This is a genomic window from Aeromicrobium sp. 10G20-16 (assembly GCF_055809665.1).
The window spans coordinates 1,573,086-1,594,208 of sequence record NZ_CM147919.1 but is presented as its reverse complement, the minus strand read 5'-3'; the positions used below and the strand labels follow the sequence as shown (position 1 = coordinate 1,594,208).

Genomic DNA, 21,123 nt, shown 5'->3' with positions numbered 1-21,123 from the left:
AACCAGGAGCGCCGATGAACCGCCTGCGTCGCACCTCAGCGCTGTGGATTCTCGCGGTGTTCGCGCTCGGCCTGGTCGTCGGCGTCCTGACGCCCCCCGTCATCGTCCGCATGGACGGCACCGTGCCCCGCATCTCGTGGGCCGCCGGGCTGCTGCTGTTCGCGGCGGCGGCCGGAGTGGGGGTGCTGGCCTACAACACCTGGAAGAGCCTGCACCGCGACAAGTCCCGCATGACGTCGCAGCACGCCGTCACGATGCTGTCGGTGGCCAAGTCCGGCTCGGCCGTCGGGGCGCTGATCGGCGGTTTCTACACCGGCTTCGCGGTCGCCTTCCTCGACGACCTCGACACCGTCCTCGGACGTGAGCGTGCCATCCACGGCGGAGTGGCCGCGCTCGCCAGCGTGCTCCTGCTGGTGGCGTCCCTGCTGCTCGAGCGTGCCTGCGTGGTGCCGCACGACGATGACGACGACGGCGTGGGCGAGCCGGCCTGAAGCGGCGTGGCCCGGCACCTCAACCGGCGGAGAGAAGCGTGCTCCGCAGGGTGCCCATGCCGACGCCGCCGAGCGACAGCGCGCGGGTGTGGAACGGCTTCAGGTCGGCGCCGTTGATCGCGACCCAGTCGTCGCGCAGCTGCTCCCAGAGGCGCTGGCCGACCTTGTACGACGGTGCCTGGCCCGGCCATCCGAGGTAGCGATTGGCCTCGAAGCGGATGAACGAGTCGTTCATGGCCACGTGCTGGGCGAGGAACGGGTAGGCGTCGTCGCCGGTCCACGGACCTGACCCGTCGGGCTTGGGAAGGCCGAGGTGCACGCCGAGGTCGAGCACCACGCGGGCGGCGCGCATGCGCTGGCCGTCGAGCATGCCGAGACGGTCGGCCGGCTCGTCGAGGTAGCCCAGATCGGCCATCAACCGTTCGGCGTACAGCGCCCAGCCCTCGCCGTGGCCGGAGTTCCAGCTCATGCGACGCCACGAGTTCAGCTCGGCGCTGTTGTGCACCGCGAGGCCGCACTGGAGGTGATGGCCGGGGACGCCCTCGTGGTACACCGTCGTCAGCTCGCGCCACGTGTCGAACTCGGTGATGCCCTCCGGCACGCTCCACCACATGCGGCCGGCGCGGCTGAAGTCCTCGTTCGGGGGCGTGTAGTAGATGCCGCCCTCCTCGGTCGGTGCGATCCGGCACTCCAGCCGGCGCATCCGCTCGGGGATGTCGAAGTGGGTGCGCCCCAGCTCCTCCACGGCTCGATCGCTGGTCTCCTGCATCCACGCCTGCAGGGCGTCCGTGCCGTGCAGCTTGCTGGACGGGTCGGCGTCGAGGTGGGCGATCGCCTCGGCCACCCCCGCACCCGGCAGGATCTCGTCGGCGATCCGTTCCTGCTCGGCGACCATGCGGGCCAGCTCCTCCACGCCCCACGCATACGTCTCGTCGAGATCGATCTCCGCGCCGACGAAGTACCGCGAGGCGAGCGCGTAGCGGTCGCGGCCGACCCCGTCGGCAGCGGGAGCGTGCGGCAGCAGGTCCTCGTCCAGGAAGCGGACCAGCTCGCCGTAGGCGGCCGCGGCCTGCTCGGCGCCGGCGCGCAGGTCCGCGACGATCGCCGGCGGCAGGTCCTGCTCCTGCTCGGCCAGCCGGCCGAAGAACCCGTCGGCGCGTGCCAGCTTGCGCGCCTGCAGCGCGACCTCGCGCACCTGCCGGGCGGCCGGGGCGTTGTCGGCGGCGATGCCGGCCCGCAGCGACTCGACGTAGCCCCGCATGGCGGCGGGGAGGTGCGTCATGCGGCGTGCGACGACGGCCCAGTCGTCAGGTGAGTCGGTCGACATCAGGTCGAAGACGTCGCGCAGGTCCTGGCCCGGCGAGGCGATGACATTCAGGTCGCGCTGCCAGAAGCCGGCGTCGTGCATCTCGATCTGCAGACCGAGCGTGCGCACGAGCTCGCTGCGGGTGACCCGGTCGACCGGGTCGGTGGCCTCGGTCGCCTCTACCCGTCGCAGCATGTCGCGAGCTGCGGCCGCGGTGGCGGCGTGGCCGTCGGGGGAGCGGTCGGCGTACTCGGACAGGTCGCCGTCCCGGCCCAGGTGCACCCGCAGCTCGGGCTCGTGCTCGACCATCTGGTCGAGCCACTCCTCGGCGAGCTGATCGATCGGTGTGGGCATCCTGACCTCGTCGGCATCCATGGAGCCGAGCCTACGGTGATACTTTCGGCCCATGCGTCGGACGCTGCTGCTGGTGCGTCGACTCCTCGGACGGTTGTACCGCCTCGTCCGACCGGCGCGACCCGACGCCGTCCGCCGCGTCGCGGACCTGATGCCACGGGTCCGGTCCGTCCCGCGGGAGGACGCAGCCGCCTGGGCCGCGCTCCGCACCGTCGTCGCCGCCGCCGCGAGCGGACTGAGCGACGACGACTGGCTCCGGATCCCTCTGCACGACCGCATCGCCGTGTGGCTGGTGACCCAGGACCGCCGCGACGACCTCGTCGTCGCGCTGGTGGATCTCGATCGGCACGGCAGATCGTTCCGTTCGGTGCGCGACGACCCTGCCGGGCTGGCGCGCCCCGGCTACCTGACGCTGCTCGGCGACGAGGTCCCCGCTCGGCTGCTCACGCCGTCACCGGGCGACCTCGTGCTCGGGCTGGCCCTCGACCAGGTGCCCACCGGACGTCGGCTGCACGTGCGCGGGGCCGCCTTCGTGCGCGGCATGCGGTTCGACGCGGGCGAGGACCGGGTGTCGGTCCGGCTGTGCCGCGGCGACGATCGTGACCCCCTCGAGGTCGTCATGACACCGGACCCGCTGATCGACACCGTCTCGGGCGACCGCTGGTGCTCGTACACCGAGTCGGGCTTTCGCGTCGTCGTCGACCCCGCTCCCGCGCCCGGTTCCGAGCTGGAGGTCGAGGTCGTCTCCGGCGGCGTGTCCCGGCGGCGGCGCGTCGCCGTGGATCAGGTGGCGGCCGACGCGGGGGTCGTGCTGACCTCCGTCGACGGTGTCGGCGACGCCGTGGCGCTGCAGGTGGCCGGGCTGTCGCCGCAGGCCCGACTGGTCACCGAGGGCCGCCTCGGCGGTCTTCCGATCCAGACCGGCTCGGGAGCGGCCGCGCTGGGTCTGGTGACCGACGACGGACGGGCGGTCGACAGCGGCACCTACCGCCTCGCGGTGCTGACGGCGGATGGAACGGCCCGGTCGGTCGGGGTCGACGACGACCTCGCAGGGCGGCTGCCCCTGCACGGAACGACGCCACGGGCAGCGTGGCGCCTCGGCGTCCGGGACGGCCAGGTCGAGCTGGTGGTGCGATCGCCGCTGCCGGTCGCCGAGCGCGGGCGTCTGCACCAGCGAGCGCTGGTCGAGCAGGTGCACGTGAGCGACCGTCCGATCGAACCGGCCGTGCTGGCGCTGTGCTTCAGCGGTCGCGGCGCGGGCGACTCCGTCGAGCCGCTGGCGGTCGAGCTGGCCCGCCGCCTCGGCTGGCCGCTGCGCTGGGGCGTCACCGACCACGCCGTCGCCGTGCCGCCCGGTGCCGAACCCCTGCTCATCCACTCGCGCGCCTGGCACGAGGCGCTGGCCGGTTCACGGCTGCTGGTCAACAACGCGCACTTTCCGGCGTACTTCGCCAAGCGCGCCGGCCAGGTCTACGTGCAGACCTGGCACGGCACCCCGTTGAAGCGGATCGGGCGCGACGTGCCCGGCGATGCGCTGTCGCTGTCGTACCGGGCGCTGATGGCCACCGAGGCCGGTGCATGGGACCTCCTGCTCGCGCAGAACCCGTTCGCGGCCGAGGTCTTCCCGGCGGCGTTCGGCTTCGAGGGCGAGGTGCTGGTGGAGGGCTACCCGCGCGACGACGCGCTCGTTGCTCCTGACGCTGCCGACCGTCGCGCCGAGATCCGCAGGAGTCTCGGGATCGCCGATCACCAGCGCGCGGTCCTGTACGCCCCCACGTGGCGAGACGAAGCGCTCACGGCCAGGAAGCAGGCTGCATTGGTCACCCACCTCGACCCGGAGCGTCTGGCTGCGCGCGTGCACGACGCGGTGGTCCTGCTGCGTGGTCACAGCAACACGGCGCGTGGCCGCTCCGCCGTGGCCCACGCTGTCGACGTCACCGACCACCCGGACCTGCCCGGCCTGATGCTGGCCGCCGACGTGCTGGTGACCGACTACTCGTCGGTGATGTTCGACTTCTGCGTGACGGGCAAGCCGATGATCTTCCTCGCGCCCGACCTCGCCCAGTACCGGGACTCGACCCGCGGCATGTACCTGGACCTGGAACGGATCGCACCCGGTCCGGTCGTCGTCAGCACCGACGAGGTGGCGGACCACCTGGGCGACCTCGAGGCGCTGTCGGCCGAGCAGGCCGGACGCTACCGGGAGTTCGTGGCCCGCTTCGCGTCCCGCGACGACGGGCACGCCACCTCACGCATCGCCGACCGGGTGGAGGCCGTTCTGCGCGACCGTGGCGTGCTCAGGAACGACTGAGGCGGCGGCGGACGCGGCCGAGCACCCGGCGCAGGAGGCCTCGCGTGGTGGTGCGCTCGAACCTCTCCAGGCGTTCCAGACGTTCGTAGACCTCGTCCATCTTGCGCTTCTGGACCTCGCGGGCCTCGTCGGCCTGGCGCTGCAGCCGGGCGTGCCGACTGCCGCCGCCGTTCCACCGGGGGTGCTCGAACGGGTACTCGTAGCGCCCGGGGTGGCGGGTGATGTCCTGCACCATCAGGTCGCGCAGCCACTGCAGCCTGCTGGCGACCTCACCGATCCCGCCGGCCAGGGTGTGGACGGGAGGCGGGAAGGTCGCCGCGGCGAGCCGGGTGTCGAACTCGGTGGTGCTGCGTCCGGCTGACCAGATGTGGTCGAGCCCGTTGCGCTCGAGGAAGGCGGTGTAGCGATCGAAGTTGCCCGGCATCGCCTCGTTGAAGTCGGTCATGTCCGTGGCGGCGTAGAGCTCTTCGGCGGTGATGTCGGCGGTGAGCTCGGGCATGATGCGATGCGGCATGCGGTGGTGCTCGGCCAGCTCGAGGGTGCGGGAGTCGTGCGCCAGCAGCATCGCCGGCGTGCCACCCAGCAGCGCTGCGACGTTGCCGTGGAACCGGGTGCCGTAGGCGAACTCGTGCTCGCCGAGGAAGTCGTACCAGGTCCAGGTGTCGAGGAACAGGCGCATCCGGTCGGCGGTGTACAGCGGGTGGTCCAGGTGCACGGGCACGGTGCGGTCGTGCACGTGGGGGAACGGCACCCCCCACAGCATCAGCCGCAGGTCGTGGGCGTCCTGCGGGACGTAGGTCAGGAGGGGGTAGCGCTGGGCGTGCGCGGTGGCGAACGCGCCGATGCCGGGGACCTCGGGAGTGAGGTTGACCGCGAGCCTGCTCTCCGGCCCGACGGCGTTGACGCGGCGCTCGACGGTGAAGTCGCGGCCGTGCAGGAACAGCGACGGGCACCCGATGACGTCGATGGAGTCCGCGGGGAACCCCAGCTGCACCAGGTAGTCGCGGGTGAACAGGCCGCGGACGCCGATCGACGCGGACCGGTCGAGCACCAACGACACGAACCGCTTGACCTGGTCGGCGATCGGGGCGAGCGACTCCACGCCCTGACCATGCGCCGCCTGCGCGCCGACGCCCGTCACGGTCACCGGGATGGTCAGCTGCTCGATCAGGTCGCCGAGCCGGTCGAGACGACCGATGAACTCAGGACGGAAGGCGTTGGCCAACGGGACGACGAAGTGGTCGAACCCGTCGTTGATGCGCGCAGCGTCACCGCGCGCGGGCACGGCACGTTCGGACAGGGTGCCGTTGGAGACCAGCTCGGTGCCGTCGATCGCGAGGGCCTTCCAGACAGCGTGCTGGAACAGGTAGTTCCCGCTGTTGCTGTTGAACACGTCCTGGGTGAGCGTGGTCTCGGCGGAGACCGACGTGAAGGGATCCTTGCCCGACCGGATCAGCAAGCGCGGCATGGGATGAGTGTTCCACGCCCCGATGTCGCGACTGCGGGCTGTGACTCAGTGCACAGCGACAACCTCTGGCGGCGAGATGCTCGCGGTCTACACTGGTGGCGTCTCATACGTCTGGTACCCGTTCGCGGGACTGGAACTGAAAGGCCATCGCATGACGTCTGTGCCTGCTGCCCGCACGCCTGCTCGCCCCTCCGTCGGAGTGGTCGGGGCCGGTCGCGTCGGCGCCGTCCTGGCCGCCAAGCTCAGTGCGTCCGGCTACGAGCTGGTCGGAGTCAGCGGAGCGTCGCCCGCCTCCCGGCTGCGCATCGAGACGATGCTGCCGGGCGTCGACGTGCTCGAGCCCGTGCAGGTCGTCGAGCGTGCCGACGCGGTCTTCCTCGCCGTGCCCGACGACAGCCTGATCCGCGTGGCCGAGGAGCTCGCCGCCACCGGTGCGGTGCGTGCAGGGCAGATCGTGCTGCACACCAGCGGCCGACACGGCCTCGATGCGCTGGCCGCGCTCACCCGCGTCGGCGCTCGGCCCATCGCCCTGCACCCGGCCATGACCTTCACCGGCACGCCGGTCGACCTCGATCGCACCCCGGTCTTCGGCATCACGGCGGCCGAGTCCGAGCGTGCCTTCGCCGAGCAGCTCGTCGCCGCGTTCGGAGGTACCCCGATGTGGGTCGCCGAGTCCGATCGGGCGCTGTACCACGCAGGTCTGGCGCACGGCGCCAACCACCTCATCACGCTGGTGGCGCAGTCGATGGACCTGCTGCGCGCCGCCGGTGCCGAGAACCCCGCCGCGGTGCTGCGCCCGCTGCTCACCGCCGCGCTCGACAACGTGCTCGCCTACGGCGACGCGGCACTGACCGGGCCGGTCGTCCGGGGTGACGTCACCACCGTGCGAGCCCACATCGACGCCTTCGCCGAGGCGGCCGTCCCCGACGCCACCGTCGACACCTACCTGGAGCTGGCGCGGGCCACGGCCGGACGCGCCTCTGCCGACGGCCGCCTCTCCGCGGAGTCGGCCGGCTCGATCCGTCAGGTGCTGGCCGAGGCCGACTGGGACACCCTGGCCGAGATCGCGGCGGGCATCTGAGCATGGCCGCACCCACCGTCGCCCGCACCCGGGCCGAGCTGGTCGACGCCGTCGGCCGCTCCGGCGCCGAGCGTGACACCGTCGCGTTCGTGCCCACCATGGGTGCGCTGCACGACGGACACCGACAGCTGATGGAGCACGCTCGTCCCCTCGGCGACACGTTGGTCACCTCGATCTTCGTCAACCCCACGCAGTTCGCGCCGGGCGAGGACTTCGACTCCTACCCGCGCACCTTCGACGCCGACCTCGAGGCGTGCGAGGCGGCCGGGGTCGACGTCGTGTTAGCGCCCGAGGTCGACGCGATGTATCCGCACGGCCTGGTCGAGACCGTCACGGTCGACCCGGGACCGCTGGGCTCGATCCTCGAAGGAGCGTCACGGCCCACCCACTTCCGCGGCGTGCTGACGGTCGTGGCCAAGCTGTTCGGCCTGGTGCGGCCGGACGTGGCGGTGTTCGGCGAGAAGGACTACCAGCAGCTGGTGCTGATCCGACAGATGGCCGCCGAGCTGGCCATGGGCGTCGAGGTCGTGGGGTGCCCCACGGTGCGCGAGCCGGACGGGCTCGCACGCAGCTCGCGCAACGTCTACCTCAGCTCGGACGACCGGCGCCGTGCGCCGGCGCTGCACCGCGCCCTGCAGGCCGGCGCTGCCGCCGGACCCAACGGAGCCGACGCCGTGCTGGCGGCCGCCCGCGAGGTCCTCGACGACGAGCAGGTCTCGCCCGACTACGTCGCGCTCACCGACGGCGACCTCGGCGAGCCCGTCGCCGGCCGAGCCGCGCGCCTGCTGGTGGCGGCGCGGGTGGGCACCCCACGACTGATCGACAACATCCACGTGGACCTCGGCGCCCCCGCCGCGGCCGTCCCGACCGACTCAGGAGCCCGACCATGATGCGCACGATGATGACGTCCAAGATCCACCGAGCCACCGTCACCCAGGCCGATCTGCACTACGTCGGATCCGTCACGGTCGACGAGGACCTGCTCGACGCCGCCGACCTGCTGGCCGGCGAGCTCGTGCACATCGTCGACATCGACAACGGTGCCCGCATCCAGACCTACACGATCGCCGGCGAGCGCGGTTCCGGTGTCATCGGCATCAACGGCGCGGCCGCCCGGCTGGTGCATCCCGGTGACCTGGTCATCCTGATCGCCTACGGCCAGATGGACGATGCCGAAGCGCGCTCGTTCAAGCCGCACGTCGTGTTCGTCGACTCGGAGAACCACATCATCGGCACCGGCTCCGATCCGGCGGAGGCGCTGCCCGGCTCGGGCCTCACGCGCGGTGACGTCACGCAGAACCCCATGGTCTCCCGGTCGTGACCGACCGGGTCCTGCTCGCCCTCGACGTCAGCAACAGTCACACCACGATCGGGGCGTTCGTGGGCGATCGGCTGGTCGACCACTGGCAGGTGTCCACCGACGCCCGACGCACGGCCGACGAGTGGTGGCTGCTGCTGACCGGACTGGTGCGCCAGTCAGGTCTGCGCGGTGTCGAGGCCGCCGCGGTCTGCTGCACCGTCCCCTCGGTGCTGATCGAGCTGCGGGCCATGCAGGACCGCTACCTCGACGACGTGCCCGTCTCCATCGTCGGACCGGGTGTGCGCACCGGCGTGCCGATCCACACCGACAACCCCCGCGAGGTCGGTGCCGATCGCATCGTCAACGCGCTCGCTGCCGCCGAGCTCTACGGCGGCCCGGCGATCGTGGTCGACCTCAACGGCACGGCCACGATCTTCGACGTCGTCGACGAGCAGAACCGCTACGTCGGCGGCGCCATCGCCCCCGGCGTCGAGCTGTCCCTGGAGTCGCTGTCGCGCCGCGGCGCCCAGCTGCGGAGCGTCGAGCTGGCCACCCCCCGTGACGTCGTCGGCAAGAACACCGTCGAGGCGATCCAGTCCGGGGCGGTGTTCGGGTTCGCCGGTCTGGTCGACGGCATGGTCGCCCGCATCGTCGACTCGATCGGCGCCGATCCGGAGCACGTCTCGGTGATCGTCACGGGGTCGTTCCCGGAGGCGGTGGTCGACCAGTGCACCCGCATCACCGTGCGAGACCCGTGGCTGACCCTGACCGGGCTGCGGCTGGTCCACGACAAGAACCACTGAAGCAGTCTCAATCCGAGGTTCGCCCCGTCCCCACCTCTAAAATCAGCGTCGTGCTGGCCTCGGTTCGATCGTGCGGACGAGTGCGGCACGCCCGCACGAGGCCAGGCGCATGACGGCCAGCTCGCGGGCGCTGCCGATGCACGACCGTCGCGACGACATCCAGGGCCTGCGCGCCGTCGCCGTCGCCCTGGTCGTGGCCTATCACCTGTGGCCCGAGCAGCTGCCCGGCGGCTACGTCGGCGTCGACGTCTTCTTCGTGATCTCCGGATTCCTGATCACCCGCAACCTGCTCGCGTCCCCGCCCAGAGGCCGCACCGACGTCGTGGCCTTCTGGGGCCGTCGCATCCGACGGCTGCTGCCGGCCGCCTTCCTCGTCCTCGGCGTGACGCTGTTCGGCTCGCGCTACCTGGCACCGCAGACCGACTGGATCCGCACGGCACACGAGGCGGTCGCCTCGGCCTTCTACGTCGAGAACTGGTTGCTGGTCCAGCAGGCCACCGACTACCTGGCGCCGGTCAACTCGCCCACCCCCGTCCAGCACTACTGGTCGCTGGCCGTGGAGGAGCAGTTCTACCTGGTCTGGCCGCTGCTGCTCGTCGCCGCCACCGTGCTGGCAGGTCGCCGGCTGATGGTGCGGTCCGCGGCCCGCACCATCATCGCGATCGTCCTGGGCCTGTCGCTGGCGTACAGCATCCACCAGACGGCGGCCGATCCGTCCAGCGCCTACTTCATGACCACCACGCGCATCTGGGAGCTCGCCGCCGGCGGGCTGCTGGCGACCTGGATCCCCCCGGTGCGCATGCCGTTGACCCGCACCGTCGGCGCCTGGGGAGGCCTGGCCATGATCGGTGCGTCCGCGGTGACGTTCAACGCCTCCACGGCGTGGCCCGGCACGGCTGCGCTGCTCCCGATCGCCGGGTCGATGCTGTTCATCTGGTCGGCCTGCGGCGAGCGATTCTCACCAGGTGTCGTGCTCGGCACGCGCGGCGCCCAGTGGCTCGGTGACGCGTCGTACTCGGTGTACCTGTGGCACTGGCCGTTGCTCGTGCTGGCCCCGCTCGCGTTGAATCGCGAGCCGCTGCTGCTGGCCGACAAGATCGGCATCGTGGTGCTCACGCTCGCGCTGTCCTGGCTGACGGTGGAGTACGTCGAGAACCGCTGGCGCATCCCGCACCCCGCCACTCCCGCCAAGCGCCCGTTCCAGATGGCAGCGGTCGGTGCGTTCGGCGTCATCGTCATCGCGGCCGCCCAGATCGTCGGCGTTCAGCTGACCGAGCGCAACATCGAGGCCAGGATCGGGAACGTCACGGCCGACAACTGCTACGGCGCCGCGGCGCTGTCCAACCCGGGCTCCTGCCCCGTCGTGCCGGATGCCGACGTGATCCCCGCGCCGGTCACGGCATCGGCCGATCGAGCCACGCCGTTCGACGACGGATGCATGGCCCGCCCGCCCTACACCAACCCGCGCAGCTGCACGTTCGGCACGGGCAGCACGCGGGTGGCGCTGGTGGGCAACTCGCACGCCGCGCACTGGCTGCCCGCGCTCAAGGACCTCGCCCGGACCCACGACCTGACGATCACCACCTTCCTGGTCACGGCCTGCACCACCACCGACGAGCCGCTCGACTACGCCAAGCCGGAGCGCACCGAGGGGTGCGAGCGCTGGCGCGACGCCACCCTCGCCGCCACGTCCGGCGACGCCTTCGACCTGGTCATCACCTCGCAGCGCAGCGTCCACCCGGTGCAGGGCTACACCGAGAAGACCACCTTCCGGCCGCTGGTCGACGGCATGCGGCGCTTCCTCGACGCGTGGGCCAGCACCGACACGCCGGTGCTGATCATCCGGGACACCCCGTATCCCGCCGCCACCGTCGCCAACATCCCCGAGTGCGTCGTCGAGCACCCCAAGGACCAGACGGTGTGCTCGGGCGACCGCGACGCCTGGGTCACGCCCGATCCGCTGGTCGAGGCGGCCAAGGGGATCTCCGGCATCGCCGTCGTCGACCTCAACGACCACTTCTGCTCCGCGACCACGTGCGACGGCGTCAACGGCGGAGTCATCACGTACTTCGACGGCTCGCACCTGACCGCCACGTACGCGCGCACCCTGACCCCGTACCTGGGGCCGGTGATCGACAAGGCGATCGATCGGGCCCGCAGCACAGTCCCCGTCGCTGCACGGACCGGCTGATCGCCGGACTAGGCTTGACCCTCGTGAACGACGCCACGCAGCCAGCCGAGTCCGAGGACGACCTCCCCGAACAGATGCGGGTGCGCCGCGACAAGCGCCAGCAGCTGATCGACACGGGCGTCGAGCCCTACCCCGTGGTCGTCGACCGCACGCACACGCTGCGCCAGATCGTCGAGAGCTACGACGCCGAACAGCTGGGCGCCGACACCATGACCGGCGACGTCGTCTCGATCACCGGCCGAGTCATCTTCCAGCGCAACACCGGCAAGCTGTGCTTCGCGCGGCTGCGGGAGGGCGATGGCACCGAGCTGCAGGCCATGCTGTCGCTGGACCTGGTGGGCGAGGATCGGCTGGCGGCCTACAAGCAGCTGGTCGACATCGGGGACCACCTCCAGGTCACCGGCGAGGTCATCACGTCGCGGCGCGGCGAGCTCAGCGTGCAGGCCACCTCCTGGTCCCTGGCGGCCAAGACCATGCGGCCGCTGCCCAACGAGCACACGCCGTTGTCGGACGAGGCCCGGGCGCGCCTGCGGTACGTCGACCTGATCGTGCGGCCCGAGGCCCGCGAGAACGTGCGCGTCAAGGCCAAGGTCATGCAGTCGTTGCGCAGCACGCTCGATCGGGCCGGCTTCGTCGAGATCGAGACCCCGGTGCTGCAGCACACCAACGGCGGCGCAGCGGCCCGCCCGTTCCGCACCCATCTCAACGCCTTCGACGAGCCCGTCCTGCTGCGCATCGCGCTGGAGCTGCACCTCAAGCGGGCCCTGGTCGGCGGCATCGACAAGGTCTACGAGATGGCCAAGACCTTCCGCAACGAGGGCGTCGACAACACGCACAACGTCGAGTTCCTGATGCTCGAGGTGTACGAGGCCTACGGCTCCTACGACACGATGGCCGCACTGACGCGTGAGCTGGTGCTCGACGCCGCCCGCGCGGTCGGCCGCACCGTCGTCACAGGACGCGACGGCACCGCCATCGACCTCGAGGCCGAATGGCGTCACGCCACGGTGCACGACCTCGTCAGCGACGCGGTCGGGCAGCCGGTCGACACCGAGACGTCGGTCGAGGACCTGGTGGCCCTCGCGGCCCGTCACGAGGTCGAGCTGCGCGAGGGGTGGGACGCCGGCGAGATCGTGCTCGAGCTGTACGAGAAGCTGGTCGAGCACACGCTGATCCAGCCGACGTTCGTGCGCGACTACCCCGAGTCGGTGCGGCCGCTGGCCAAGAAGCACCGCAGCAAGCCGGGGCTCGTCGAGGCGTGGGACCTGATCATCAACGGCGTCGAGCTTCGCCCCGGCGTACTCCGAGCTCAACGACCCCGTCATCCAGCGTGAGCGCCTCGAGGAGCAGGCCCGCCAGGCCGCGGCCGGAAATCCCGAGGCCAACGACGTCGACGAGGACTTCCTGCGGGCCCTGGAGTTCGGCATGCCCCCGGCCGGTGGCCTGGGTCTGGGCGTCGATCGCCTGGTCATGCTCCTGCAGGGCATCGGCATCCGCGAGGCCATCCTCTTCCCGACGCAGCGCGCGGAGTAGAAGCGCTGTCGGCTCCGCTGTTCTGCCCACAGCGAACGGCGGAACAGTCCGGTCCGGGTGACGGTTGGGTTACACATGCGGACATCCGTCTCGCGGATTTCCCAGCACACCTAGACTGAAGAGAACAGACCCGCTGAGGGGGACGAATGTTCGAAAGATTTACTGACCGCGCCCGTCGTGTCGTCGTGCTCGCCCAGGAAGAGGCGCGCATGCTCAGCCACAACTACATCGGCACCGAGCACATCCTGCTCGGGCTGATCCACGAGGGCGAAGGCGTAGCCGCCAAGGCGCTCGAGAGCCTCGACATCTCGCTGGAGGCCGTCCGCGGCCAGGTCGAGGACATCATCGGCCAGGGTCAGCAGGCACCGAGCGGGCACATCCCGTTCACGCCGCGTGCCAAGAAGGTGCTCGAGCTGAGCCTGCGCGAGGCGCTGCAGCTCGGTCACAACTACATCGGCACCGAGCACATCCTGCTCGGGCTGATCCGCGAGGGTGAGGGCGTCGCCGCCCAGGTGCTGGTCAAGCTCGGCGCCGACCTGAACCGCGTGCGCCAGCAGGTCATCACGCTGGTCAGCGGCTTCCAGGGCAAGGAGTCCGAGGCTGCCAGCTCCAGCGCCAGCGAGGGCCCCACCGGCTCCTCGGCCGTGCTCGACCAGTTCGGTCGCAACCTCACGCAGGCCGCCCGGGAGAACAAGCTCGACCCGGTCATCGGTCGCGACGACGAGGCCGAGCGCGTCATGCAGACGCTGTCGCGCCGCACCAAGAACAACCCGGTGCTCGTGGGTGAGCCCGGCGTCGGCAAGACCGCCGTCGTGGAGAGCCTCGCCCAGGACATCGTCCGCGGCGACGTGCCCGAGACGCTCAAGGACAAGCACATCTACACGCTCGACCTCGGCGCGCTGGTGGCCGGCTCGCGCTACCGCGGTGACTTCGAGGAGCGCCTGAAGAAGGTGCTCAAGGAGATCCGCACGCGCGGCGACATCATCTTGTTCATCGACGAGATCCACACCCTCGTGGGTGCGGGTGCCGCCGAGGGCGCCATCGACGCCGCCAGCATCCTCAAGCCCATGCTGGCCCGCGGCGAGCTGCAGACCATCGGCGCCACGACCCTCGACGAGTACCGCAAGCACTTCGAGAAGGACGCGGCCCTGAACCGTCGCTTCCAGCCGATCCTGGTCGACGAGCCCTCGGTGGTCGACACCGTCGAGATCCTCAAGGGCCTGCGCGACCGGTACGAGGCGCACCACCGGGTCTCGATCACCGACGACGCCCTGTCGGCCGCCGCCACGATGGGCGACCGCTACATCTCGGACCGCTTCCTGCCGGACAAGGCGATCGACCTGATCGACGAGGCCGGCGCCCGACTGCGCATCCGCCGCATGGCCGCGCCGCCGGAGCTCAAGGAGTTCGACGAGAAGATCTCCGACGTCCGCATGCGCAAGGAGGGCGCCATCGACGCGCAGGACTTCGAGGCCGCGGCCTCCCTGCGTGACGAGGAGAAGAAGCTCATCAACGCCAAGGGCGAGCGCGAGAAGGCGTGGAAGTCCGGCGACCTCGACACCGTCGCGGTCGTCGACGAGCACCTGATCGCCGAGGTCCTCGCCAAGGCCACCGGCATCCCGGTCGGTCAGCTCAGCGAGGAGGAGTCCAGCCGCCTGCTCAACATGGAGGCCGAGCTGCACGAGCGTGTCATCGGTCAGGACGAGGCCATCAAGGCGCTGTCCCGTGCCATCCGACGCACCCGTGCAGGTCTGAAGGACCCCAAGCGTCCGGGCGGATCGTTCATCTTCGCCGGGCCCTCGGGAGTCGGCAAGACGTGGCTGTCCAAGGCGCTGGCGAACTTCCTGTTCGGTGACGACGACGCGCTGATCCAGCTCGACATGAGCGAGTACAGCGAGAAGCACACCGTCTCGCGCCTGTTCGGCTCGCCTCCCGGCTACGTCGGGTACGAAGAGGGCGGCCAGCTCACCGAGAAGGTGCGCCGCAAGCCGTTCAGCGTGGTCCTGTTCGACGAGATCGAGAAGGCCCACCCGGACATCTTCAACTCGTTGCTGCAGATCCTCGAGGAGGGTCACCTCACCGACGGTCAGGGTCGCGTCGTCAACTTCAAGAACGCCGTGATCATCATGACCACCAACCTCGGTGCGCGTGAGATCTCCAAGGGCGTCAACCTGGGCTTCAGCCAGTCCGGTGACACCGCGGGGTCGTACAACAAGATGAAGGAGCGCGTGTCGATCGAGCTCAAGCAGCACTTCCGGCCCGAGTTCCTCAACCGCGTCGACGAGGTCATCGTGTTCCCGCCCTTGACTCAGGACGAGATCCTGCAGATGGTCGACATGATGATCGCCTCGCTGGAGAAGCGTCTGGCCGAGAAGGACATGAACATCGAGCTCACCATGGAGGCCAAGGACCTGTTGTCCAAGCGTGGCTTCGACCCGGTGCTCGGTGCGCGTCCCCTGCGTCGCACGGTGCAGCGCGAGATCGAGGACGTCATGGCCGAGAAGCTGCTCTACGGAGAAGCTTCGCGCCGGCCAGCTGGTGCTGGTCGGGGTCGAGGGTGAGGGCGCCGACGCGACGTTCACCTTCGAAGGTCGCGACAAGGCCACCCTCGAGCTCGAGGAGGTGGCCACGGCGGCCGTCGAGGCCGGCGCCGGAAGCACCAGCGCCGAGTAGCGTCAGCAGACCGATCGAAGCCCCCGCAACGTCGCTGCGGGGGCTTCGTCGTGTCAGAGGCCGAACGCCCCGTCCGGGCTCAGGTGCACCAGACCGTCGTGGAGGAGACCGTCGAGGCATCGCTCGCGTTGGACGTCGTCGGCCCACGCGGCGTCGAGGGCGCTCTTGGGCACCGGGCTCGGGCTGTCGCGCAGCACGGCCATGAGTCGTCCGCGACACTGCCGGTCGGTGCCCGTCCACGCCTGACCGCGCCGCGGAGGACCGTCGTGCTCGGGGTGGCCGGCGGCACGCCAGGCGCACAGGTCGGCGACGGGGCACTCGGCACAGCGTGGTGACCGCGCGGTGCACACGAGTGCGCCCAGCTCCATCGTGGCGGCGGCCCACCGGTGGGCGTCGGTGACCGGCAGCAGGTCCTGCGCCAGCGACCGCTCTGCGGCGGTGACCGCTGCCGCCGGGAACTGCACCCCGCGGACCAGCCGCGCGAACACCCGGCGCACGTTGGTGTCCAGCACCACCTGTCGGTCGCCGAACGCGAACGAGGCGATCGCGCCGGCGGTGTAGTCGCCCACGCCGGGCAGCGCGAGCAGCGACTCGCGTTCTGCGGGAACCTCGCCGTCGTGCCGCTGCACGATGGCCGTGGCCGCCGCGTGCAGTCGCAGGGCCCGCCGCGGATAGCCCAGGCGGCCCCACATGCGCACGGCCTCTCCGGTGGAGTCGTCGGCCAGCGCGGCCGGCGTCGGCCAGCGCGCCATCCATGCCTCGAACACCGGCAGCACCCGCACGACCGGCGTCTGTTGGAGCATGAACTCCGAGACCATCACGGCCCACGGCTCGGGTCGCGTCCGCCAGGGCAGCTCGCGGGCGTTTGCGTCGAACCACGCGAGCAGACGTTCGTGCAGCACGGCGCGGTCGGCGATCGGCACGGACGTCATGGCGCGTCGATCTTCGCACGCCGCGACGCGCGGTTAGCGTGGCGGTGTGAGCCCAGCACCGGTACCCGCTGCCATCTACTGGCGTCGTCGCCTGGTGCTGGTGGCGGTGCTCATCGGCCTGGTCTGGGTGGCCACCCGGCTGCTGGGCGGTGACGACTCCCCATCGGTTCCGGCGGCCACGGCATCGCCCACCCCGCCACCGGCCGTCGTGCCCGCCAACGGCGCCTTCGAGGTGGCGCTCGCGGCGGCGCCCGCCGCGTGCGACCCGCAGCGGGTGCGGGTCACGCCCACGGTTCCGGTCGGCCAGGCGGCCGGTTCGGCCGTCACCATCAACCTGATCGTCAGCACCACGGAGAAGGCGCCGTGCACCTTGCAGCCCGACGACGCCGACCTGATCGCCGTCATCAGCGCCAACGGCACCCCGATCTGGGACTCCACGCTGTGCGCGACGTCGCTGTTGACCGGCCCGGTGCAGCTGGCCGGGGGTGGATGGTCGACGCTCACCCCGACGTCGTGGACGGGTCGTGGCTCAGGGAAGTCGTGCGCCGCCTCCGAGGACTTCGCGACGCCGGGGCGCTACACGCTGCAGGTCGGGACCCTCGGCGGTGAGCCGGGCAAGGCGACCTTCGACCTGAAGCCGCGACCGACGCCCTCGCCGAGCGCCACGCCCTCGCCGAGTGCGAGTCCGTCACCGACGAAGAAGCCCTAGACGTAGCGCTCGAGGATGCTGGACTCGGCCAGGCGCGAGAGGCCCTCGCGCACGCCCCGGGCCCGCAGGTCGCCGACGCCGTCGACCGCCTGCAGGTCCTCGACGCTGGCCGCGAGCAGCTTCTGCAGCGACCCGAAGTGCTCCACCAGACGCTCGATCACGCTGAGCGGCAGCCGCGGGACGCGAGCCAGCAACCGGTAGCCGCGGGGAGTGAGGGGACTGTCGAGCGCGTCGGCCGAACCGATGCGCAGCGCCGCGGCCACCTGGCCGAGGTCGACCAGCGCGGGGGAGTCGAGCGTGCCGATCTCCTCGAGGACCTGCTCGGTCGGGCGGGCCCGTCGGCCGGTGGGCATGTAGTCGCGCACGATCAGCTGGCGTTCGGCGTCGACGCCACCGATGAGCTCGTCGAGCTGCAGCGACAGCAGGCGCCCGTCGGTGCCGAGCTCGAGCACGTAGGAGTTGATCTCGCCGGCGATCCGGCTGACCATCTCGAGGCGCTGCGCGACGGCGGCGACGTCGCGCACCGTGACGAGGTCCTCGATCTCCAGCGCCGACAGAGCGTCGGAGACCTCGTCGAGCCGGCTGCGGTAGCGCTCGAGGGTCTGCAGCGCCTGGTTGGCGCGGCCGAGCACGGCCGCGGTGTCCTCGAGGACGTGGCGGGTGGGGCCGAGGTAGAGCGCGATGATGTGCATCGAGGCCGACACCGACATCACGGGGAGCCCCGTCTGCCGCGCGACCCGGTCGGCGGTGCGGTGGCGGGTGCCGGTCTCGGCGGTGACGATGGTGGGGTCGGGCATCAGGTGCACGCCCGCACGCAGGATGCGGGTGGCATCGCGGTCGAGGATGATCGCGCCGTCCATCTTGGCCAGCTCGCGCAGCGCGGTGGCGGTGAAGGGGACGTCGAGGGCGAATCCGCCGGTCGACATCTGCTCGACGACCTTGTCCAGCCCCACGACGACCAGTGCGCCGGTGCGGCCACGCAGGATCCGCTCCAGGCCCTCGCGCAACGCGGTGCCGGGCGCGACGGAGCCGAGCGCTTGGCGCAGCTGCTCGGGGTCGACCGCAGTCGGCTCGGGTGCGGGCACGTGACAGGTCCTCTTCTCAGGTCGGCTGGATCAGTGTAGGGCGTTCAGAAGGGTGCTGGTCCAGCCAGAACGTCCATGGCCTCGGCGACGTTGCGCACGGCGGTGACGGCGATGGTGCCGGTGAACGACTCCAGGCCCTCGGAGCCGGCCGGCACCAGCGCCCGGGCGAAGCCGATGCGCTCGGCCTCGCGCAGCCTGGCCGTGAGGTGGGTGACCGGTCTGACCTCGCCGGCGAGGCCGACCTCGCCGATGGCGACGAGGTCGGGGGGTGCGAGCCGGTCGGAGTGCGCCGAGACCAGGGCGACCGCGGCCGCGAGGTCGACCGACGGCTCGGACAGTCGCGCTCCGCCGACGGTGGCCGTGTAGGTGTCGTGGTGCGACAGGTCGAGCTTGCAGTGCTTGGTGAGCACGGCCTGCACCATGGCCATGCGTGAGGAGTCGAGCCCGCTGGAGGTGCGGCGCGGCGATGGGTTCTTGGTCTCGACGCTGAGGGCCTGCACCTCGGCGAGCAGCGGTCGGCGGCCCTCCATGGTGACGGTGACGCAGGTTCCGGTGACGGGGGAGTCGTGGCGCGACACGAACAGGCCGGTGGGATCGGGGACCTCGACGATGCCGTCGTCGACCAGGTCGAAGCACCCGATCTCGTCGACCGGACCGAAGCGGTTCTTGACCGCACGCAGCAGTCGCAGCCGTGAGGCGCGGTCGCCCTCGAACTGCAGGACGACGTCGACCAGGTGCTCCAGCACGCGGGGTCCGGCGACGGTGCCGTCCTTGGTGACGTGACCGACCAGCAAGGTGGCGATGTCGTCGCGCTTGGAGCGCTGGATGACCGCCGAGGCGACCTCGCGAACCTGGGTGACGCCGCCGGGCACGCCGTCGACGTCGGACGAGCCGATGGTCTGGACCGAGTCGACGATCAGCAGCGACGGCTGCACCGTGTCGACGTGGGTGAGGACGCCGCCGAGGTCGGTCTCGGCAGCGAGGTACAGGTTGGCGTCGAGGGCGCCGGTGCGCTCGGCCCGCAGCCGGACCTGGGCGGCCGACTCCTCGCCGGTGACGTACAGGGTGCGCCGGCCCGAGCGGGCCCAGCGGGCCGCCACCTCCAGCAGCAGGGTGGACTTGCCGACGCCGGGCTCTCCGGCGAGCAGGAGCACCGCGCCCGGCACGACGCCCCCGCCGAGGACGCGGTCGAGCTCGGTGATGCCGGAGCCGGTGGCTCGCGCGGACTCGACCCGGACCTCGGTGATCGGCACGGCGGCCGACGCGACGGGAGCGGCCTGGGTGCGTCCGGCGGTGCGCGTCGCCCCGGCGAGATCGACGGTGCCCCACGCCTGGCACTCGCCGCAGCGACCGACCCACTTGGGGGTGGTCCAGCCGCAGTCGGCGCAGACGTAGGCCGGTCGTGCGGTCTTCGTGGCAGCCATGGCGTCAGCCTAGGCCGATGGTCCGACAGCGAGAGGCGAACGGTGCCGTCGGGTGTGGAGAACGTGGCCGCGAGGATGCCGGGCAGTCCGTTGGGCGCGGCCCAGTTGACCTCGATGTCGCCCAGCGCGTCGATGGCCGGCTCGCCGAGCCAGTCCGAGAGCCGGTCGGGCGACCCGGCGATGTCGAGCGCGGTGAGCGTGATGTCGGACGGGGCCATCTGCGACGGGTGCTCGGACGGGTCGATGTCCCAGCACGTCACGTAGGGAAGCTGTGGGTCGGCCTTGGTGCTGCTGGTGCCGATCTGACGCCACTCCAGGTTGAACCCGTCGGGTCGTCGACGGTTGCCGGGAACCGCGTGCCGACCGATCCGGTGCTCGACCTCGGTCATGTCGTCGACCGTGACGCACCACGCCATCCAGCCGCCGCCGGCTTCTGACCGCTCCCGCACGAACTGGCCGAACGCGGCCTTGTCCGACGCGGGGTGGTCGAGGACCTCCACGACTTCGAGGTACTGCCGGTTCGCCAGGGGCAGGATCATGTTGCGGGTCCCGAAGCGAGGGTGCACACCCCCGTCGAGGAACGTCGCCCCCAGTGCGCTGCCGAGCTCATCGGTCGTCGCGGCGAGGCCTCCTGGGCCTGCGGCGAACGAGATGTGGTCGAGATGCATATGCCATTGTTACCGGCCGCGCTCCGGCCCGATCCGGGGGGTCAGCGTGCGGGGTCGGCGAGGTGCGGAGTATGGGGACCGCCTCGTTCGTACTCCTCGCACCGCCGCGCGAGCAGCTCGTAGCCCGCCTCGCCCATCAGCTCGACCAGCTCGTCACGGTTGGCCAGGTACACCGGTTCGGTGCCCACGTGCGCCTCGGTGTTCGACGAGCAGTACCAGTCCAGATCGGCGCCGCCGGGACCCCAGCCGGCTCGCGTGTACTCGCCGATCGAGGTCTCGCTGTACGTGGTGCCGTCGCCGCGGTCGACGTCGCGGAACTGCCGCCGCAGCGGCAGCTGCCAGCACACGTCCGGCTTGGTGGCGTGCGGCTTGGTGCCCGTGCGCAGGGCGTGCGCGTGGAGGGCGCAGCCGTACCCGCCCTCGAACTCGCGTGAGTTGTGGAAGATGCAGGCTCCGTCGACCGCACGGGTCTTGAGGTCCCCGTCGTCGTCGGTCTCGGTCCAGCCCTCGGCGTGACCGGCCTCGTGGCGTTGCCAGTCCGCAGGTGTCAGCTGCTCGACCACCGCGGCGACCCGCTGGTGGTCCTCGTCGTCGGCGAAGTGGGCGCCGAGGGTGCAGCACCCGGCCTCGGGGCTCGACTCGTAGATGCCGGGACACCCCTGGCCGAAGATGCAGGTCCACCGAGAGGTCAGCCAGGTGAGGTCGCAGCGGAACACCTCGTCGGCGTCCGCCGGGTTGGTGAACTCCACGAATGTCCGGGGGAATCCGAGATCGACTTCAGGCACGCCGTCACT

14 protein-coding genes and 3 pseudogenes are annotated in these 21,123 nt (G+C 71.0%); 10 read left to right on the top strand and 7 right to left on the bottom strand.

Features of this window, described 5'->3' with window-relative positions; all coding sequences use genetic code 11:
- Nucleotides 1-14 precede the first annotated feature (14 nt).
- Nucleotides 15-491: a DUF3180 family protein gene (locus tag AC0L5F_RS08055; protein WP_473316093.1), complete on the top strand. Its 477-nt coding sequence runs from the start codon at nt 15-17 to the stop codon at nt 489-491.
- A gap of 19 nt (nt 492-510) precedes the next feature.
- On the opposite strand, the gene AC0L5F_RS08050 is transcribed toward AC0L5F_RS08055, so the two are convergent.
- The gene (locus tag AC0L5F_RS08050; protein ID WP_473316092.1) at nt 511-2,172 is read right to left on the bottom strand and encodes a DUF885 domain-containing protein; all 1,662 of its coding nucleotides are present in this window, start codon (nt 2,170-2,172) and stop codon (nt 511-513) included.
- Between the two features lie 31 nt (nt 2,173-2,203).
- Between AC0L5F_RS08050 and AC0L5F_RS08045 the strand changes: the two genes are divergently transcribed.
- A complete protein-coding gene (locus tag AC0L5F_RS08045; RefSeq protein WP_473316091.1) occupies nt 2,204-4,462 on the top strand; it encodes a CDP-glycerol glycerophosphotransferase family protein in 2,259 nt (752 codons plus the stop codon).
- Here the strand turns inward: AC0L5F_RS08045 and AC0L5F_RS08040 are convergent.
- On the bottom strand, nt 4,449-5,930 hold the full coding sequence (locus AC0L5F_RS08040) for a polysaccharide pyruvyl transferase family protein (RefSeq protein WP_473316090.1): 1,482 nt from the start codon (nt 5,928-5,930) through the stop codon (nt 4,449-4,451). The two genes, AC0L5F_RS08045 and AC0L5F_RS08040, sit on opposite strands and share 14 nt — an antisense overlap.
- 151 nt (nt 5,931-6,081) lie before the next feature.
- On the opposite strand from AC0L5F_RS08040, the gene AC0L5F_RS08035 reads away from it, so the two are divergent.
- The 7 genes and pseudogenes from AC0L5F_RS08035 to AC0L5F_RS08005 all read left to right on the top strand — a co-directional run bounded on the left by AC0L5F_RS08035 (nt 6,082) and on the right by AC0L5F_RS08005 (nt 15,511).
- A complete protein-coding gene (locus AC0L5F_RS08035; protein WP_473316089.1) occupies nt 6,082-7,011 on the top strand; it encodes a Rossmann-like and DUF2520 domain-containing protein in 930 nt (309 codons plus the stop codon).
- Between the two features lie 2 nt (nt 7,012-7,013).
- On the top strand, nt 7,014-7,901 hold the full coding sequence (gene panC / locus AC0L5F_RS08030) for a pantoate--beta-alanine ligase (protein ID WP_473316088.1): 888 nt from the start codon (nt 7,014-7,016) through the stop codon (nt 7,899-7,901).
- Nucleotides 7,898-8,332 carry an aspartate 1-decarboxylase gene (gene panD, locus AC0L5F_RS08025; protein ID WP_473316087.1) on the top strand — a complete coding sequence of 145 codons (435 nt, stop codon included), beginning with the start codon at nt 7,898-7,900 and terminating at the stop codon, nt 8,330-8,332. Before panC ends, panD begins: the two co-directional genes overlap by 4 nt.
- Nucleotides 8,329-9,114 carry a type III pantothenate kinase gene (locus AC0L5F_RS08020; protein ID WP_473316086.1) on the top strand — a complete coding sequence of 262 codons (786 nt, stop codon included), beginning with the start codon at nt 8,329-8,331 and terminating at the stop codon, nt 9,112-9,114. The genes panD and AC0L5F_RS08020 overlap by 4 nt, the downstream gene beginning before the upstream one ends.
- Nucleotides 9,115-9,223: 109 nt before the next feature.
- The gene (locus AC0L5F_RS08015) at nt 9,224-11,305 is read left to right on the top strand and encodes an acyltransferase family protein (protein ID WP_473316085.1); all 2,082 of its coding nucleotides are present in this window, start codon (nt 9,224-9,226) and stop codon (nt 11,303-11,305) included.
- Between the two features lie 74 nt (nt 11,306-11,379).
- Nucleotides 11,380-12,838 (top strand): annotated as a pseudogene (gene lysS, locus AC0L5F_RS08010) (lysine--tRNA ligase).
- A 146-nt stretch (nt 12,839-12,984) separates the two neighbouring features.
- Nucleotides 12,985-15,511, top strand: a pseudogene (locus tag AC0L5F_RS08005) (ATP-dependent Clp protease ATP-binding subunit).
- A gap of 53 nt (nt 15,512-15,564) precedes the next feature.
- On the opposite strand, the gene AC0L5F_RS08000 reads toward AC0L5F_RS08005, so the two are convergent.
- Complete coding sequence (locus AC0L5F_RS08000) at nt 15,565-16,443, bottom strand: HhH-GPD family protein (RefSeq protein WP_473316084.1); 879 nt, start codon at nt 16,441-16,443, stop codon at nt 15,565-15,567.
- 46 nt (nt 16,444-16,489) lie between these two features.
- Between AC0L5F_RS08000 and AC0L5F_RS07995 the strand changes: the two genes are divergently transcribed.
- Nucleotides 16,490-17,152 carry a hypothetical protein gene (locus AC0L5F_RS07995; RefSeq protein ID WP_473316083.1) on the top strand — a complete coding sequence of 221 codons (663 nt, stop codon included), beginning with the start codon at nt 16,490-16,492 and terminating at the stop codon, nt 17,150-17,152.
- Here the strand turns inward: AC0L5F_RS07995 and disA are convergent.
- From disA to AC0L5F_RS07975, 4 genes and pseudogenes are all read right to left on the bottom strand, one after another.
- Nucleotides 17,149-18,237: a DNA integrity scanning diadenylate cyclase DisA gene (gene disA, locus AC0L5F_RS07990; RefSeq protein ID WP_473316082.1), complete on the bottom strand. Its 1,089-nt coding sequence runs from the start codon at nt 18,235-18,237 to the stop codon at nt 17,149-17,151. The two genes, AC0L5F_RS07995 and disA, sit on opposite strands and share 4 nt — an antisense overlap.
- A 44-nt stretch (nt 18,238-18,281) precedes the next feature.
- Nucleotides 18,282-19,661 (bottom strand): DNA repair protein RadA, encoded by a 1,380-nt coding sequence (gene radA, locus AC0L5F_RS07985; protein WP_473316081.1) that lies wholly within the window; start codon nt 19,659-19,661, stop codon nt 18,282-18,284.
- A gap of 32 nt (nt 19,662-19,693) precedes the next feature.
- Nucleotides 19,694-20,329: pseudogene (locus AC0L5F_RS07980) on the bottom strand (VOC family protein); the annotation flags it as partial.
- A gap of 41 nt (nt 20,330-20,370) precedes the next feature.
- The gene (locus tag AC0L5F_RS07975) at nt 20,371-21,114 is read right to left on the bottom strand and encodes a DUF3109 family protein (protein WP_473316080.1); all 744 of its coding nucleotides are present in this window, start codon (nt 21,112-21,114) and stop codon (nt 20,371-20,373) included.
- Nucleotides 21,115-21,123: the final 9 nt, after the last annotated feature.

Coding starts and splice junctions, on each gene's coding strand:
- AC0L5F_RS08055 (WP_473316093.1), top strand. CDS start 15: ATGAACCGCCTGCGTCGCACCTCAGCGCTGTGGATTCTCGCGGTGTTC.
- AC0L5F_RS08050 (WP_473316092.1), bottom strand. CDS start 2,172: ATGGATGCCGACGAGGTCAGGATGCCCACACCGATCGATCAGCTCGCC.
- AC0L5F_RS08045 (WP_473316091.1), top strand. CDS start 2,204: ATGCGTCGGACGCTGCTGCTGGTGCGTCGACTCCTCGGACGGTTGTAC.
- AC0L5F_RS08040 (WP_473316090.1), bottom strand. CDS start 5,930: ATGCCGCGCTTGCTGATCCGGTCGGGCAAGGATCCCTTCACGTCGGTC.
- AC0L5F_RS08035 (WP_473316089.1), top strand. CDS start 6,082: ATGACGTCTGTGCCTGCTGCCCGCACGCCTGCTCGCCCCTCCGTCGGA.
- panC (WP_473316088.1), top strand. CDS start 7,014: ATGGCCGCACCCACCGTCGCCCGCACCCGGGCCGAGCTGGTCGACGCC.
- panD (WP_473316087.1), top strand. CDS start 7,898: ATGATGCGCACGATGATGACGTCCAAGATCCACCGAGCCACCGTCACC.
- AC0L5F_RS08015 (WP_473316085.1), top strand. CDS start 9,224: ATGACGGCCAGCTCGCGGGCGCTGCCGATGCACGACCGTCGCGACGAC.
- AC0L5F_RS08000 (WP_473316084.1), bottom strand. CDS start 16,443: ATGACGTCCGTGCCGATCGCCGACCGCGCCGTGCTGCACGAACGTCTG.
- radA (WP_473316081.1), bottom strand. CDS start 19,661: ATGGCTGCCACGAAGACCGCACGACCGGCCTACGTCTGCGCCGACTGC.